Below are 15,199 nucleotides of genomic sequence, written 5' to 3'. Positions count from 1 at the left end.
CCATCAAGCGTTACCGTCGAGAATCGCCCATGTTGCGCACTACCCTTTGCCCCCTCGTTCTGGCTCTCGCACTCGCGCTGCCTTTAACCGCTGCAGCCGCAGACGCCGAACGCTGGCCCAGCGTCGGCACGCAGGGCACGCAGTTCGTGCGCAACGGCAAGCCTTACCAGATCCTCTCCGGCGCCATCCATTTCCAGCGCATTCCGCGCGCCTACTGGAAAGACCGCCTGCAGAAAGCGCGCGCACTGGGCCTGAATACCGTAGAAACCTACGTGTTCTGGAACCTGGTCGAGCCGCAGCAAGGCCAGTTCGATTTCGATGCCAACAACGATGTCGCCGCGTTCGTGCGCGAAGCCGCCGCACAAGGCCTCAACGTCATCCTGCGCCCGGGCCCCTACGCCTGCGCCGAGTGGGAAGCCGGTGGCTACCCGGCCTGGTTGTTCGGCAAGGACAACATCCGCGTGCGCAGCCGCGACCCGCGTTTTCTCGCCGCCAGTCAGGCGTATCTGGACGCGGTAGCCAAACAGGTGCAGCCGCTGCTCAACCACAACGGCGGCCCGATCATCGCCGTGCAGGTGGAGAACGAATACGGCTCCTACGACGACGACCATGCCTACATGGCCGACAACCGCGCCATGTTCGTCAAGGCCGGCTTCGACAAGGCATTGCTGTTTACCTCCGACGGCGCCGACATGCTCGCCAACGGCACCTTGCCCGACACCCTGGCAGTGGTGAATTTTGCGCCAGGCGAAGCCAAGAGCGCCTTCGACAAGCTGATCAAGTTCCGCCCCGAGCAACCGCGCATGGTGGGCGAATACTGGGCCGGCTGGTTCGACCATTGGGGCAAGCCGCATGCCGCAACCGATGCCAGGCAACAAACCGAAGAACTGGAGTGGATCCTGCGCCAGGGCCACTCGGCCAACCTCTATATGTTCATCGGCGGCACCACTTTCGGCTTCATGAATGGCGCCAATTTCCTGGGCAATCCCAGCGACCATTACGCACCCCAGACCACCAGCTACGACTACGACGCCATCCTCGACGAAGCCGGTCGCCCCACGCCCAAGTTCGCACTGATGCGCGACGCCATCACCCGCGTCACCGGCGTGCAACCGCCCGCGCTGCCGGCGCCGATCGCCATCGCCGCACTGCCGGAAACCCAGCTGCGCGAATCCGCCTCGCTGTGGGACAACCTGCCCGCACCGATCGCCATCGACACCCCGCAACCGATGGAACACTTCGGCCAGGACTATGGCTACATCCTCTACCGCACCACCATTACCGGCCCGCGCAAGGGCGCGCTGTATCTGGGTGAGGTGCGCGATGTGGCGCGCGTGTATGTGAATCAACAACCGGTCGGCAGCGTCGAACGCCGGCTGCAACAGGTTTCCATCAACGTGGACATTCCGGCCGGCCAACACACCCTGGATGTTCTGGTCGAAAACAGCGGCCGCATCAATTACGGCCAGCGCATGGCCGACGGCCGCGCCGGCCTGGTCGACCAGGTATTGCTGGACAACCAACAACTCACCGGCTGGCAGGCGTTTCCGCTACCGATGCGCTCGCCCGACAGCCTGCGCGGCTGGACCCGCAAGCCTGTGCAAGGCCCCGCCTTCCACCGCGGCACGCTGCGCATCGGCACCCCCACCGACACCTATCTGGACATGCACGGCTTCGGCAAGGGCTTCGCCTGGGCCAACGGCGTCAACCTCGGCCGCCACTGGGCCATCGGCCCGCAGACCGCGCTGTATTTCCCCGCGCCGTTCCAGCGCAAGGGCGACAACACCGTGGTGGTGTTCGATCTGGACAGCACCGCCAAGCCCAGCGTGCGCGGTTTGAAGCAGCAGGTGTGGCTCAAGCCGAACGATTGACCACGCCCGCTGTTCCAGAAACGGCAATGCGATCGCGCAGCGGCGCAAACGCAAGCGCCGTCCTTCGTCAGTCACTTACTCGGCAACGTCTAGCGTTGCCGGCCGGCGCGCTTGCTCAAGAACCTGTTGCACTTGTTCGGCCAGCAGCTCCATGCAGAACGCCAGTTCGTCCATGCGGATCGCCGCACGCGGTGCTTGCTCTTCGCTGCGTGTGCGCGGCTCGGCCATGCGCGCCAAAAAACGCATGTGGTCTCCTAGTTTCTGCAGGCGGTACTGCGCCTGCTCCGGCAGGTAGTAGCCGGGCAATGAGCCGGCTGCGTCGGGTCCTTGTCTCATCCATCCTCCAGCAGCAGGTGAGTGGCGCCAGTAGCTGCGGCACCTGGCTTGAATGCTACCAGCTAGATAAAGCAATTTTTCCACTTTTCATTGCGTCATTTCGAATGAAGCAAAAATTTGTTGACTGGCGAACAATACTGCGTCACCATGTGCTTCATGTCGAATCATGCAGTCAATTCTACGCTATCCGAACTGGCCGACACCCGTATGGGTTACCCGTTCCGGGGCGCGATCCCTGAAGTCGCCGACGGCAGCGTCCGTGTCATCCAGACCAGGGATGTCACGCGTACCGGCCTTTGCGCCTACAACACGCTTGTTGCAACAGAAGTCGAAGGGCGCAAAGAGCCCGATTGGCTACAGGACCAGGACATCGTCTTCATCGCCAGGGGCGCTCATACCTTCGCAGCGCTGGCACAGGCACCGCCGCCGCGCACGCTTTGCTCGCCCCACATCTACGTCATCCGGGTCAAGGCGCCACACCGGTTATTGCCAGCCTTTCTTGCATGGCAGCTCAACCAGGCCCCGGCGCAACGTTACCTGCGCCAATCTGCCGAAGGCAGCAACCAGCTAAGCATTCGCCGCGCTGTCCTGGACAGCACCCTGATTCGATTACCCCCGCTACAGGTCCAACGCGCCGCCATCGCCATCGACCAGGCCGCGCAGGCCGAGCGCGCCACCCTCCACGCATTGATCGACAACCGCACCACCGAGCTGGCGATCTTCGCCGAGCGCCTCCTCGCCTAAGCCTTTGGAACTCCCATGAGCAAGACCGATATCGCCCAGGACACCATCAACGCCGCCGTCTGGGGCGCCTGCGACACCTTCCGCGGCACCGTGGACCCCAGCGTCTACAAGGACTACGTGCTAACCATGCTGTTCCTGAAGTACGTCTCCGACGTCTGGCAGGACCACTATGACGACTACAAGACCAAACACGGCGACAAGCCTGGCCTGATCGAAGAATTGCTCAAGAGCGAGCGCTTCGTGCTGCCGCATAGCGCCAACTTCTACACGCTGTACGACCAGCGCCACCGCCCCGGCAATGGCGAGCGCATCGACACCGCCCTGCACGCCATCGAAGACGCCAACCTGGGCAAGCTGCGCGACGTATTCCAGGACATCAGCTTCAACGCCAACAAGCTGGGCGAGGAGCAGCAAAAAAACGATCTGCTGCGCCATCTGCTGGAAGACTTCGCCAAGCCGGCGCTCAATTTGCGCCCCTCGCGTATCGGCCAGCTGGACATCATCGGCAACGCCTACGAGTACCTGATCAAGAACTTCGCCTCCAGCAGCGGCAAGAAGGCCGGCGAGTTCTACACCCCGCCGGAAGTCTCCGCGCTGATGGCGCGCCTGATGGACCCGCAACAGGGCGATGACATTTGCGACCCTACCTGCGGCTCCGGCTCGCTGCTGCTCAAGTGCGGCCGCCTGATCCGCGAGCGCACCGGCACCGGCAAGTATGCGTTGTACGGCCAGGAAGCCATCGGCAGCACCTGGGCGCTGGCCAAGATGAACATGTTTCTGCATGGGGAAGACAACCACCGCATCGAATGGGGCGACACCATTCGCAACCCTAAATTACTGGCTGGCAACCACCTCAAGGACTTCGACATCGTCGTCGCCAACCCGCCGTTCTCGCTGGAAAAATGGGGCCACGACAGCGCCGGCAACGACCCGCACGACCGCTTTCGTCGCGGCCTGCCGCCGCGCACCAAGGGTGACTACGCCTTCATCCTGCACATGATCGCCACCATGAAGCCGCGCAGCGGCCGCATGGCGGTGGTGGTGCCGCACGGCGTGCTGTTCCGTGGCGCCGCTGAGGGCCGCATCCGCCAGAAGCTCATCGACGAAAACCTGCTGGACGTGGTGATCGGCCTGCCGGAAAAGCTGTTCTACGGCACCGGCATCCCAGCGGCGGTGCTGGTGTTGCGCACCAAGAAAAAAGACAAGAACGTGCTGTTCATCGACGCCAGCCGGCACTACCAGGACGGCAAGAACCAGAACCTGCTGCGCGAAAGCGACCTGCAGCGCATCCTGGACACGGTGCAGGCGCGCCAGAGCGTGGACAAATACGCCTACCTGGCCAGCCCGGCCGAGATCGCCGGCAACGACTACAACCTCAACATCCCACGCTATGTCGATACCTTCGAGGAAGAAGCCGAAATCGACCTGATGGCGGTGCGCCGCGAGCGCGAGCAGTTGAAGGGCGAGCTGGCAAAACTGGAGATGCAGATGGCCGCGTATTTGAAGGAGCTTGGCTATGAGTGACGACAAACAAGACATCGCCATGGATACCGACAACGGCTTTCCCGCACAGAGCGCTACAGCAGTACGACGCACCTGGCACGAGGGCCGCTGGTGGTTTGCAGTCATCGACGTGGTGGCCGCCCTGAGCGACTCGGAAAATCCGGAAAACTATTTGCGCAACCTGCGTCGCCGCGATGAGGAACTGTCCAGTAGTTGGGACAGTCTGGTGCGCCCCTTGCGCGTCACCACGCCAGGCGGACCACAGCAGCTTAATTGCACAACGCTGGAAGGCGCGCTGCGCATCATTCAATCCATCCCCTCGCCCAAAGCGGAACCCTTCAAGCGTTGGCTGGCACGCATCGGCAACGAACGCATCCAGGGCGAAGAGGCAGCTGATTTCGATGCATTGAGCGAGAATCAGCGCCGCCTGTTCCTGCGCGACCAGATCAGCCAGCACAACAAGGATCTGGCGGCGGCCGCCAAACAGGCCGGCGTGGAAACGCCATTGGAGTACGCCGTCTTCCAGGACCACGGCTACAAGGGCCTGTACGGCGGCCTGGGCGCAAAGGACATTCACGCGCGCAAGGCGCTGAAGAAAAGCCAGAAGATCCTCGACCACATGGGCAGCACCGAATTGGCCGCCAACCTATTCCGGGCCACGCAGGCCGAAGAAAAGCTGCGCCGCGACAACGTGCAGGGCAAGACTGCGGCCAACCGCACGCACTACGCTGTCGGCCAGACCGTGCGCAAGACCATCGAAGAACTGGGCGGAACCTTGCCGGAACACCTGCCTACCCCGCAGACCAGCATCAAGCGGCTGCAGAAGGACGCCACGCCGCCGCTGGGGCAGGACACGGACGACGACCAGGACGCACGATGAACCTCCATTTCGTCTCATGGCAAATCAAGCACTTGCCGCAAGGGGGGGGTCAATGTGACCCCCCCCTTGCCTGGGTTAGGCCGACAACCGCCCAAGCCGGTTTGCAGCGATGTGCCTCTCAATTCCGGACCTGGGTGGCCGCTTGGCTGGAGGTGACTGGCGATGCGTAAGCGCCCACATCCTGACCAGCCCCCCCCCTCGGCCACCGCAGGTGCCGAGGGGGCGGACAACACGCACGGCGAACTTGTGCTCTACGCCACCGAAGACGGCGCAACGCGCTTCTATCTGCGCGCCGAGAACGGCAGCGTCTGGCTCAGCCAGCTGGAACTGGCCGCGCTGTTCCAGACCTCCGTCTCCAACATCAACATCCACATCAAGAACGTCCTGGCCGAAGGCGAGCTGCAGGCCGGGGCAACCATTAAAGATGACTTAATGGTTCGTACCGAAGGCACCCGCCAGGTACGGCGGCCGTTGAAGCTCTACAACCTGGACATGATCCTGGCCATCGGCTACCGGGTGAAGTCCCCGCGCGGCACCCAGTTCCGCCAGTGGGCCACCAACCACCTGCGCGAGTACCTGGTCAAGGGTTTCGTGATGGACGACGCGCGCCTGAAGGACCCAGCCGGCTGGGACCACTTCGACGAGCTGCTGGAACGCATCCGCGACATCCGCACCTCGGAGAAGCGCTTCTACCAGAAGATCCGCGACCTGTTCGCGCTGTCGGTGGATTACCGCGACGACGACACCGCCACCGGCCAGTTTTTTGCCATGGTGCAGAACAAGATGCTCTACGCCGTCACCCAGAAGACCGCCGCACAACTGATCGTGGAGCGTGCCGATCCCGACCGGCCCAATATGGCGCTGACCGGCTGGAAGGCCGGGCGCGTGCGCAAGACCGATGTCATCGTGGCGAAGAACTACCTGCATGCCGAGGAGATCACCCAGTTGAACCGCATCGCCGCGATGTTCCTGGACTACGCCGAGGACCGCACCAGCCAGCGACATGACCTGCGCATGGACGACTGGCGCCAATACGTGGACCGCTTCGTCGAATTCAACGAACGGCCGCTGCTGAAGGATGCCGGCACTGTGAGCCACGAGCGCATGCAGCAGATCGTCCATGAGCGCTATGCGCTGCTCGATGCGAAACGTCGCAAGGAAGAGGCTTTGGCGGCGGACAAGGAAGACATCAAGGCCCTGGAGTCGGTGGAAAGGTTGGCGCGCAAAGGAGGCAGTCGTGCTTCCGAATGACGAGAGTAACGCGATGCCAAAAACACCTTTTTTATTCCCAACCGGCAATCCCGCATGTGGCTTCTTGCCTACCGCTCACATCACATCAACCGTCGATACGAAGAAAAGTTACAAGGAAAGCCGTGATGCTACCTGAGGGCTGGAGCCGCCGACCGCTTCACGAAGTTGCGGATGTGCGCACTGGAGTGGCGAAAGGGAAAACTGGTCTGACTGACCCGGTGGAACTTCCCTATCTTCGCGTGGCAAATGTGCAGGATGGCTTTATCGACCTCAGCGAGGTAAAGACGATTGCTGTGGAAAGGCATCAGATCGATCGGTACTCGCTCCAGGCGGGCGACATCCTGATGACCGAGGGCGGCGATTTCGACAAGCTGGGGCGAGGCGCCGTTTGGAGCGGCACGATTGATCCTTGCCTGCATCAAAATCACGTTTTCGCAGTCCGTGCCAAGCGAGAGCTGGTCAATCCACTATTTTTATCCGCGCTATCTGGGAGCGAATACGGACGCACATATTTCCTCGGATGCGCAAAACGCAGCACCAACCTTGCAAGCATCAACTCTTCGCAGTTGAAGGCATTTCCGGTCCTGCTGCCTCCCGTTGCCGAGCAGAATCAGATCGCCCACATCCTCTCCACCTGGGATCAAGCCATCGCCACGACCGAGCAACTTCTTGCGAACGCGATTCGCCATCGAAAAGTGCTAATAAACCAACTTTTCATCCATGGCCGGCACAGCGACATGACCACACATCGATGGAGATTCACAGACTTCGACGAGATCTTCGACCGCGTGACACGACGAAACGCGATTGGAAATTCGAATGTACTCACCATCTCAGGCACTCGCGGACTTGTCAGCCAGCGCGACTATTTCAAAAAATCTGTCGCAAGCGAAAATCTCTCAGGCTACACACTGCTCGAACGTGGCGAATTTGCTTATAACAAAAGTTATTCGACTGGCTACCCGATGGGCGCGATCAAACCCTTGACTCGCTACGACCAAGGTGTGGTCTCCAGTCTCTACATCTGCTTCCGGTTCCGCGATGGAACCGAGGCCGATGCGGACGCCGACTTTTTTCGTCACTACTTCGAGGAGGGAATGCTCAATGAAGGACTTTCTGGAATTGCGCAAGAAGGCGCGCGCAATCACGGGTTACTCAATGTCGGCGTTGGCGACTTCTTCAAACTGCGCCTGCACATTCCTGATGTGACCGAGCAACGGCGTATTGCTGCCGTCCTCAACATAGCCGAGCAAAAAGAAAAGCTGATCGCAGCACAACTGCACAAACTCCGCGATGAGAAAAAGGCCCTCATGGCCCAATTGCTCACCGGCAAGCGCCGCGTGCGCCTGCCCGCCGGCGAGGCAAGCACCGCATGAGCCACAGCGCCCCCGACACCCGCGAACAGGCCAGCGCGCAGCTGCCCGCCCTGCACCTGCTGTGCAACCTGGGCTGGCACTACCTCAGCGCCGCCGAGTGCATGGCGCTGCGCGGCAGCACGCGCGAAGTGCTGCTGGTGCCGCGGCTGCTGGAGGTGCTGCAAACGCGGCGCTACACCTACAAAGGCCAGGAGTATCCGCTCTCGCCCGGCGCCATCGACCAGATCGTGCGCGAGCTGTCGGCGCTGCCGCTGGGCGAGGGGCTGTTGGCCGCCAACGAAACGTTGTACAAGCGGCTGGCGCTGGGCATCACCGTCACCGAGTTCATGCCCGACGGCAAGAAGCACCAGCCCACCATCGCGGTGATCGACTGGACGGATACATCCGCGAACCGCTGGGACATCACCGAGGAATGCGAGGTGCTGTCTGCGCAGGGCACGCATGCCCGCACCCCGGACATCGTAGGCTACGTCAACGGCCTGCCGCTGGTGGTGATCGAGACCAAGCGCGCCAATGCCGGGCATGCCGGCAAGTCGATGGTGGACGAGGCCATCAGCCAGCAGTTGCGCAACCAGCGCAGTGAGGAGATTCCGCAGCTGTTCGCTTACGCGCAGCTGCTACTGGCGCTCAGCCTGACCGAGGCGCGCTACGGCACCACCCAAACCCCGGCCAAATTCTGGGCGCGCTGGCGCGATGAGCAGTTCGACGAGGCGTATCTGCATCGCCTCAAAAACGCTGCCTTGCCCGCGGCTACCCGCGATGTGCTGCTGGCCGGCAAGCCGGCACCGTTGCGCGCCTACTGCCAGGCGTTATGGGCGCACCCTATGCTGCCCACCGAGCAGGACCGGCTGCTGGCCGGCTTGCTCACGCCAGCCCGCTTGCTGGAGGTTCTGCGCAACTTCGTGCTGTTCGACCGCAAGGTGGGCAAGCTGGTGGCGCGTTACCAGCAGTTCTTCGGTATCCGTGCACTGCTGGCGCAACTGCGCAAGCTCCGGCCCGATGGCAGCCGCGAGGGCGGCGTGCTCTGGCACACCACCGGCTCGGGAAAGAGCTTCACCATGGTGTTCCTGACCAAGGCGCTGCTGCTGGATGAGGCCCTGCAGGAATGCCGGGTGCTGGTGGTCACCGACCGCACCGACCTGGAAACCCAGCTGGCGCGCAACTTCCTGAGCGGCGGCGCGTTCGGCTCGGCGGTCGCCACCCGCAAGGACGGCGAGCGCAGCAAGGCCACCACCGGCCGCGACCTGGCGCAGCGCATCGGCCAGGGCACTGAGCGCATCACCTTCTCGCTGGTGCAGAAGTTCACTACTGCCGCCAAGCTGCCCGAGTGCCGCAATCCCTCGCCCGATCTGATCGTACTGGTGGACGAAGGCCACCGCAGCCACGGCGGCGAAACCCACGAACGCATGCGCAAGGCGCTGCCCAATGCGGCCTATCTGGCCTTCACCGGTACCCCGCTGCTGAAGGACGAAAAGACCGCCAACAAGTTCGGCCCGATCCTGCACGCCTACTCGATGCAGCGCGCGGTGGAAGACCAGACGGTGGCGCCGTTGCTGTACGAAGAACGCGTGCCGGAGCTGGATGTCAACGAAGCGGCGGTGAACCGCTGGTTCGACAAGATCACCGCCGGGCTGTCCGAGGCGCAGAGCAGTGATCTGAAGAAAAAGTTCGCCAGCAAGCGCGCGGTGTATGGCGCCGAAAACCGCATCGAACTGATCGCCTGGGACATCGCCGCCCACTACCACGAGCACGTCAAGCCGCTTGGTTTGAAGGGCCAGGTGGCCACCGACAGCAAGCGCGACGCAATCCGCTACAAGCGCGCATTGGACCAGACCGGCCTGGCCAGCAGCGCCGTGGTGATCTCCCCACCCGACACCCGCGAGGGCAACAGTACGGTAGATGAAGACAACGCGCCGGACATCCACAAGTGGTGGAAGCAAACCATGACCGATGCCCGCATCAGCCCGGAAGACTACGAGCGCGAAACGGTGCACGCCTTCGGTGGCGAGGGCGACCCAGACCTATTGATCGTGGTGGACAAGTTGCTTACCGGCTTCGACGAACCGCGCAATGGCGTGCTGTACATCGACAAACCACTGAAGGGCCATAACCTGATCCAGGCGGTAGCGCGAGTGAACCGCCTGCACGATGCAAAGCGCCACGGCCTGCTGGTGGATTACCGCGGCATCCTGCCGGAGCTGGATACCGCCGTGCGCGCCTACCGTGATCTGGAAACCCGCACGCAGGCGGGCTTCGACGTAGCCGACCTGGAGGGGCTATATCACGCGGTCAGCAGCGAATATAAACGCTTGCCGGCACTGCATGCGCGGCTATGGGCGTTCTTCGACGGGGTGACCAACCGCCGCGACCTTGAACAGTTCCGACAACGCCTGATCCCGCACTTCGTGCACGGCGCCGATGGCGAGGACTACGACGAACGCCAGGCCGTGCGCGAAGACTTCTATGCGGCACTGACAGAATTCGGCCTTTGCCTGCAGACTGCCTTGTCCTCGCGTAGCTTCTTTAAAGACACCGCCTTTCCAGACGCGCTGATCGATCGCTACAAGCAGGATCTGCGCTTTTTCTCTGGCCTGCGGCTGATCGCCCGGCAGGACGCGATGGAGACAGTGGACTACGGCATTTACGAAGAGCAGATCCGCAAGCTGGTGGACAAGCAGGTGATCGGCCGCGAGGTCCGTGAACCCGAAGGCGCCTACGTGGTACATGAGCTGGGCCAGCCACAGGACCCACAGTCATGGTCTGACGAAAAAACCCGCAATGAGGCGGACCTGATCCAAACCCGGCTACGTAAGACCATCGAACAGGACCTGGCAGGCGATCCTTACGCACAAAAGGTCTTCGGCGAGCTGCTGCGGCAGGCCATCACCGAGGCAGAAGCCATGTTCGACCATCCGTTGAAGCAGTACGCAGTCTTCAAGACCTTTGAACAGCGGATGGCATCCGAGCAAACACCTGGCATTCCTCTCGCATTGACCGACAATCCGCGTGCCAGCGCCTACTTCGGGGCCATCCGGCTTGGGCTGGGCGAGGAGGCGATGCAGGCCAAGAATGCTGCCGAGATGGCGCAACTGATTGAACTGGCCACCACAATCGACGAAGTGGTCCGAAACGCCGTCGCGGAGCATTCGCTGAACCTGCACAGCATCGAATCGCAAATCCGCCAGACATTGCTTCCGCTGATCTTTGATCTACTGGGGCTGGACCGCGCCAAACTCATCGTGGAACAGGTGATCCACATCACGCGTGTCGGACTGAGTCGCACGTGATCCAGGATCCGGCCGATGCCCACGTGGTGGTGACCTATGGCGAGCGCCGCATCCACTGCAAGATCCGCCGATCTGCGGCACGGCACACCCAACGGGTGGCCATCCATGTGGAGCCTGACGGCCAGGTGCTGCTGGATGCGCCGTTGCAGGCAACGCAGGCGCAGATCAGGCAGGCGCTCACCCGGCGTGCGCGCTGGATCCACCTGCACCTGACAGCAATCGAAAGCCGCCTGAAACATGTCGCACCCTACGCATACGTCAGTGGAGAAACCGTGCTGTACCTGGGCAGACGCTACCGGCTGAAGGTAATCCTGGACGACCAACTGCACAGCGTGCGCTTACGTGGCGGCTACCTCGAAATCCGCCTCCCCAGCCGTGCCCCCGAGGCGATACGCGCGGCGCTGGAACGCTGGCAGCGCGAGCGCGCCAGGCAGGTTTTGCCGCAACGCGTGAACGCCATGGCCGAGCACCTACGCTGGATCAAGCAGTCACCGCCCCTGGCGGTGCGGCCGATGCAGCGCCAGTGGGGAAGTTGTTCGCCTCTCGGCAGAATCAGCCTGAATCTGGCCCTGATCCGTGTTCCTAGCGCCTGCATCGATTACGTCATCCTGCATGAGCTATGTCACCTCAAGTTCCACAACCACGGCAAGGCGTTCTACCGCCTGCTCGATGCCCACATGCCGGATTGGCGAAACGTCAAAATGCGCCTGGATGGCCTGGCCGAGCTGGCATTACGTCACTGAGCCAGAGCTGGTCTTTGGACGGCAGGCAGCTTTCAGCCAACGCCATCGGTGCGGCTTCGACAGGGCAGGTCGCTTGCCAATTGGCAATGCCTTCAACGATAGATTAAACAAACGTCAGGAGTCTGGCGGCCGGCGCTTCAGACCTGAGCCTGCCCGCCGTTATCAGAACGTCCGGTGCCGCTGCACCGCCCGTACCATCCAGGTATCGGACGGCGCAGATTCCAGGCAAGATCACCGGCTGACACCGTTACGCGGGCGCTTTGGTTGCTACGTAGACGGCCTGATTGCAGGTTCCAGGAGCGTTGCATGTCGTCGTCCACCGTTGCACAAGAATCCGTCCCCGCAGGTCCGGAACACACCCAGCACACCTTCGCAGAGCAGATCCACAGCAAGCCCATGGGCAGTGCCGAGGCCGCGCACCTGATGACGTTCCTGTCCCAGACCGAATCGGCCAAGAAGCCGCAGACCCTGCTGCCACCGCAAGCGCGCGACGACAACGCCGCCTGAGCGATGCGCTGGCGTCGGCGGGAATGGCGACAGCACTAGCGCTGTCGCCAGAGGCTGTTACTTGGACGAGTTGAACGCCTTGAGCACGGTCAGCAGACTGGTGAGATTGTCTGCGATGCCACCTTGCGCGACCTTCTCGACATCCGCTGCTGATGCGGACGTGTCGACACCGTAGACCTGCATCACGCCCTGGTTGGTGGCCGCCTGCGCCGACGTGTTCTGCTGTCGTTGCGCAGGGACTGCGTTCTGAAACAGGATGTCGCCCGCATGGGTCATGCCTTGGTACACCGTCCCCATCGCCATGGCCGGCGATTCGCCTACGACCTTGACGTTGGACTGCGTGACGGCATCGGTGATCTGTTCGTTGACTGCGGTGGGAAACGCCATGGATGTGCTCCTGAGTGGATGGATGCACGGCGGTATACGTTCTGCAGGCCAATGGTCGCTAAAAACCAACCGCGATTGTTTACCCCATCGCGCCACGCGCCGACACAGCAGCACGCCAACTGCACACCGTGCCATCTCGATAGCGACCGGCGCGCGCGCTACTCAATCCCCGCAATGCCACTTCTCAATGCGCGTCGCAGCACGACTGTGATCGTGCACCTGTATGCGATGCCGGACAGCAACCGCTCACCCAGGCGCAGGCTTTTCTCATACTTTCAGCAGTCCTCCCAGCCACTCAAGTGCGGCCAATGCCACAGCAGAGCGTCTGGCATGACATCGCGACTCATCAGACTAATCGGCGACTAGCGCCGCCTCGACGGGGCTGCGCACCTGGTCTTTGGAGCGGCTAGCAACACGTGGCGAGCAGTCGTCAGGTGAGCGCAGACGGTGCGCTCAGAAACGGAGTGGACGAGTGATGGATCAGATTCCGAACACCGGCTGCGCGCGCATGGCGGCCACGCAGTAGTTTTGTCAGCTGCCCTCGATAAGTAATAGTTAGTTTTTCAATTCATCACAGGACCAGATCACGATGCATTCGTCACGCTTGATGAGGCGCCTCGTTGCAAGCCTTGCCGCGAGCCTTGGTGTGTCAGCTGCGCTGGCGCAGCCGGCAACGTCGCCGCCCTCGCCGATCGTGCTCAGCGAATTCATCGCCGACCCGGCCCCAACCCCGCAAGCACACGCATCCACATTGCTGGAGACGCGCGACGGCACCCTGTTGGCCGCCTGGTTTGGTGGTGCGCACGAAGGCGCGGCCGACGTCGGCATCTGGCTTACCCAGCGCGGCGCGCAGCGGTGGCAGCCACCGCGCCGCATCGCCGATGGTGCGCACGCCGGCGCCGATGGCGCTGCAGTGCCGGCCTGGAATCCGGTGCTGTTTCAACCGGCCAACGGGCCGGTGCAGCTGTATTACAAACTCGGCCCCAATCCGCGCGATTGGTGGGGCCTGCGCATCACCTCGACGGATGACGGTGCGCACTGGTCACCACCACAGCGCCTGCCCAACGGCATCCTCGGGCCGATCAAGAACAAGCCGGTGCAGTTGCCGAATGGTCGCATCCTCGCGCCCAGCAGCAGCGAAGACCGCGGCTGGCGCGCGCATCTGGAATGGAGCGACGATGACGGCGCGCAGTGGCAGCGCGGCATGCCGCTCAACGATGCGGGCGCGATCGGCGCGATCCAGCCCAGCCTGCTGCTGCACCCCGATGGCCGCCTGCAGGCGCTTGGCCGCAGCCAGCAGAACAAACTCTTCAGCACGTTCTCAAGCGATGGCGGCCTGCATTGGCAGCCGATGCAGTTGCTCGAGGTGGATAATCCCAATTCCGGCACGGATGCAGTGATGTTGCGCGATGGCCGTGCATTACTGGTCTATAACCCTGGGGTTGCAGGCAAGGACTGGTGGGACGGCCGTGGCACCCTGGCAGTTGCCGTCTCCAACGACGGCACGCACTGGCAGCGCGTGCTGACACTGGAAAACAGCGAAAAAGACGAGTTTTCCTATCCGGCCGTCATCCAGACCCACGACGGCCTGGTACACATCAGCTACACCTGGAAGCGCCAGCGCATCAAGCACGTGGTGATCGATCCGGTACGGCTTGTTGGCAGCGAGAAGTGAGTCGTAATGAGTGATGCGCCACTAGCAACGGTGTCGCAACGTTTGGTTTGAGGCTTGGTGCAATAACCGACGCGCCTGGATGGGCTCGTCGATGCGGATGCCATCGCGTGCGCGCCGCTGGTAACTTGCCTACAAACCAAGTCGACTGGTCCTTGCACAAAATTCACGGCGTCGGTCGAGTGCGTGGAACCCTCCCCGCTCGCGAGACACGCCACAAACCCGTCCCTTTAGCTCGATGGCCGCATCCATGCCGCCAACGGTCCCGCAATCGGCGAGGGCACCGCACCAGACAGTTGGCTGGTGCCTTTATTGAAGAACGAGAACACCGCATAACGCGGCTTGCTGGCCGCTTGTTGAAAACGTTGCGCATCGACCAGCTCCACTGGTCCTTGCCCGCCCACCGTCGCGGGACCTTGAGCGGCATGGATGCCGCGCCAGAGCCTCCAGGGTGAAGTGACCCCCGGAAGTTGGACACCCCGTCCAACTCCGAGGATTTCATGAATCGATATGACGCACGCTTCAAACTTCAGGTCGCCAAGGAGGCCTGCAAGACCTCAATCTCGCTCAAGGCGGTGGCCCGCAGTTATGGTCTGGATTTCTCTACGGTCAGGCGTTGGGCAGCGACCTACCGGCTACATG

13 protein-coding genes and 1 other RNA gene are annotated in these 15,199 nt (G+C 62.3%); 11 read left to right on the top strand and 3 right to left on the bottom strand.

Annotation, left to right across the window (positions count from 1 at the left end):
• Nucleotides 1-29 precede the first annotated feature (29 nt).
• The gene (locus A7D16_RS13840; RefSeq protein WP_064633648.1) at nucleotides 30-1,871 is read left to right on the top strand and encodes a glycoside hydrolase family 35 protein; all 1,842 of its coding nucleotides are present in this window, start codon (nucleotides 30-32) and stop codon (nucleotides 1,869-1,871) included.
• 75 nt (nucleotides 1,872-1,946) lie between these two features.
• Here the strand turns inward: A7D16_RS13840 and A7D16_RS13835 are convergent, their stop codons facing one another.
• Nucleotides 1,947-2,207 (bottom strand): XAC0095 family protein, encoded by a 261-nt coding sequence (locus tag A7D16_RS13835; RefSeq protein ID WP_064633646.1) that lies wholly within the window; start codon nucleotides 2,205-2,207, stop codon nucleotides 1,947-1,949.
• Between the two features lie 156 nt (nucleotides 2,208-2,363).
• On the opposite strand from A7D16_RS13835, the gene A7D16_RS13830 reads away from it, so the two are divergent.
• The 8 genes from A7D16_RS13830 (at nucleotide 2,364) to A7D16_RS13795 (ending at nucleotide 12,498) form a co-directional block, all read left to right on the top strand.
• Nucleotides 2,364-2,951, top strand: coding sequence for a restriction endonuclease subunit S (locus A7D16_RS13830; protein WP_193395469.1), 588 nt, complete (start codon nucleotides 2,364-2,366; stop codon nucleotides 2,949-2,951).
• A 15-nt stretch (nucleotides 2,952-2,966) separates the two neighbouring features.
• Nucleotides 2,967-4,475 (top strand): type I restriction-modification system subunit M, encoded by a 1,509-nt coding sequence (locus A7D16_RS13825; RefSeq protein ID WP_064633644.1) that lies wholly within the window; start codon nucleotides 2,967-2,969, stop codon nucleotides 4,473-4,475.
• Entirely contained in the window at nucleotides 4,468-5,334 is an 867-nt protein-coding gene (locus A7D16_RS13820) for a BRO family protein (RefSeq protein WP_064633642.1), read from the top strand. Before A7D16_RS13825 ends, A7D16_RS13820 begins: the two co-directional genes overlap by 8 nt.
• Before the next feature lie 162 nt (nucleotides 5,335-5,496).
• Nucleotides 5,497-6,585: a virulence RhuM family protein gene (locus A7D16_RS13815; protein WP_239687008.1), complete on the top strand. Its 1,089-nt coding sequence runs from the start codon at nucleotides 5,497-5,499 to the stop codon at nucleotides 6,583-6,585.
• A 125-nt stretch (nucleotides 6,586-6,710) separates the two neighbouring features.
• Nucleotides 6,711-7,961, top strand: a complete 1,251-nt coding sequence (locus tag A7D16_RS13810; protein WP_064633638.1) for a restriction endonuclease subunit S — start codon at nucleotides 6,711-6,713, stop codon at nucleotides 7,959-7,961.
• Nucleotides 7,958-11,248: a type I restriction endonuclease subunit R gene (locus A7D16_RS13805; RefSeq protein WP_064633636.1), complete on the top strand. Its 3,291-nt coding sequence runs from the start codon at nucleotides 7,958-7,960 to the stop codon at nucleotides 11,246-11,248. Before A7D16_RS13810 ends, A7D16_RS13805 begins: the two co-directional genes overlap by 4 nt.
• Nucleotides 11,248-11,991 carry a M48 family metallopeptidase gene (locus tag A7D16_RS13800; protein ID WP_064633677.1) on the top strand — a complete coding sequence of 248 codons (744 nt, stop codon included), beginning with the start codon at nucleotides 11,248-11,250 and terminating at the stop codon, nucleotides 11,989-11,991. The genes A7D16_RS13805 and A7D16_RS13800 overlap by 1 nt, the downstream gene beginning before the upstream one ends.
• A 306-nt stretch (nucleotides 11,992-12,297) precedes the next feature.
• The gene (locus A7D16_RS13795) at nucleotides 12,298-12,498 is read left to right on the top strand and encodes a hypothetical protein (RefSeq protein ID WP_064633634.1); all 201 of its coding nucleotides are present in this window, start codon (nucleotides 12,298-12,300) and stop codon (nucleotides 12,496-12,498) included.
• Between the two features lie 57 nt (nucleotides 12,499-12,555).
• Here the strand turns inward: A7D16_RS13795 and A7D16_RS13790 are convergent, their stop codons facing one another.
• The gene (locus A7D16_RS13790; RefSeq protein WP_064633632.1) at nucleotides 12,556-12,885 is read right to left on the bottom strand and encodes a RebB family R body protein; all 330 of its coding nucleotides are present in this window, start codon (nucleotides 12,883-12,885) and stop codon (nucleotides 12,556-12,558) included.
• A 404-nt stretch (nucleotides 12,886-13,289) separates the two neighbouring features.
• Nucleotides 13,290-13,366: non-coding RNA, sX9 sRNA (locus A7D16_RS13785), on the bottom strand.
• A 108-nt stretch (nucleotides 13,367-13,474) separates the two neighbouring features.
• On the opposite strand from A7D16_RS13785, the gene A7D16_RS13780 reads away from it, so the two are divergent.
• Both A7D16_RS13780 and A7D16_RS21680 read left to right on the top strand, forming a co-directional pair.
• A complete protein-coding gene (locus tag A7D16_RS13780; RefSeq protein ID WP_064633630.1) occupies nucleotides 13,475-14,560 on the top strand; it encodes a sialidase family protein in 1,086 nt (361 codons plus the stop codon).
• A 497-nt stretch (nucleotides 14,561-15,057) separates the two neighbouring features.
• Nucleotides 15,058-15,199 (top strand): transposase (locus A7D16_RS21680; RefSeq protein WP_147308512.1); only part of this gene is annotated, 142 nt, incomplete at its 3' end.

Origin of the sequence: Xanthomonas nasturtii (assembly GCF_001660815.1) — a bacterium.
GTDB classification, from domain to species: Bacteria; Pseudomonadota; Gammaproteobacteria; order Xanthomonadales; family Xanthomonadaceae; genus Xanthomonas; species Xanthomonas nasturtii.
The sequence above is the reverse complement of the archived record's forward strand: the minus strand, read 5'-3'. Positions and strand labels throughout refer to the sequence as shown.

Coding starts and splice junctions, on each gene's coding strand:
- A7D16_RS13840 (WP_064633648.1), top strand. CDS start 30: ATGTTGCGCACTACCCTTTGCCCCCTCGTTCTGGCTCTCGCACTCGCG.
- A7D16_RS13835 (WP_064633646.1), bottom strand. CDS start 2,207: ATGAGACAAGGACCCGACGCAGCCGGCTCATTGCCCGGCTACTACCTG.
- A7D16_RS13830 (WP_193395469.1), top strand. CDS start 2,364: ATGTCGAATCATGCAGTCAATTCTACGCTATCCGAACTGGCCGACACC.
- A7D16_RS13825 (WP_064633644.1), top strand. CDS start 2,967: ATGAGCAAGACCGATATCGCCCAGGACACCATCAACGCCGCCGTCTGG.
- A7D16_RS13820 (WP_064633642.1), top strand. CDS start 4,468: ATGAGTGACGACAAACAAGACATCGCCATGGATACCGACAACGGCTTT.
- A7D16_RS13815 (WP_239687008.1), top strand. CDS start 5,497: ATGCGTAAGCGCCCACATCCTGACCAGCCCCCCCCCTCGGCCACCGCA.
- A7D16_RS13810 (WP_064633638.1), top strand. CDS start 6,711: ATGCTACCTGAGGGCTGGAGCCGCCGACCGCTTCACGAAGTTGCGGAT.
- A7D16_RS13805 (WP_064633636.1), top strand. CDS start 7,958: ATGAGCCACAGCGCCCCCGACACCCGCGAACAGGCCAGCGCGCAGCTG.
- A7D16_RS13795 (WP_064633634.1), top strand. CDS start 12,298: ATGTCGTCGTCCACCGTTGCACAAGAATCCGTCCCCGCAGGTCCGGAA.
- A7D16_RS13790 (WP_064633632.1), bottom strand. CDS start 12,885: ATGGCGTTTCCCACCGCAGTCAACGAACAGATCACCGATGCCGTCACG.
- A7D16_RS13780 (WP_064633630.1), top strand. CDS start 13,475: ATGCATTCGTCACGCTTGATGAGGCGCCTCGTTGCAAGCCTTGCCGCG.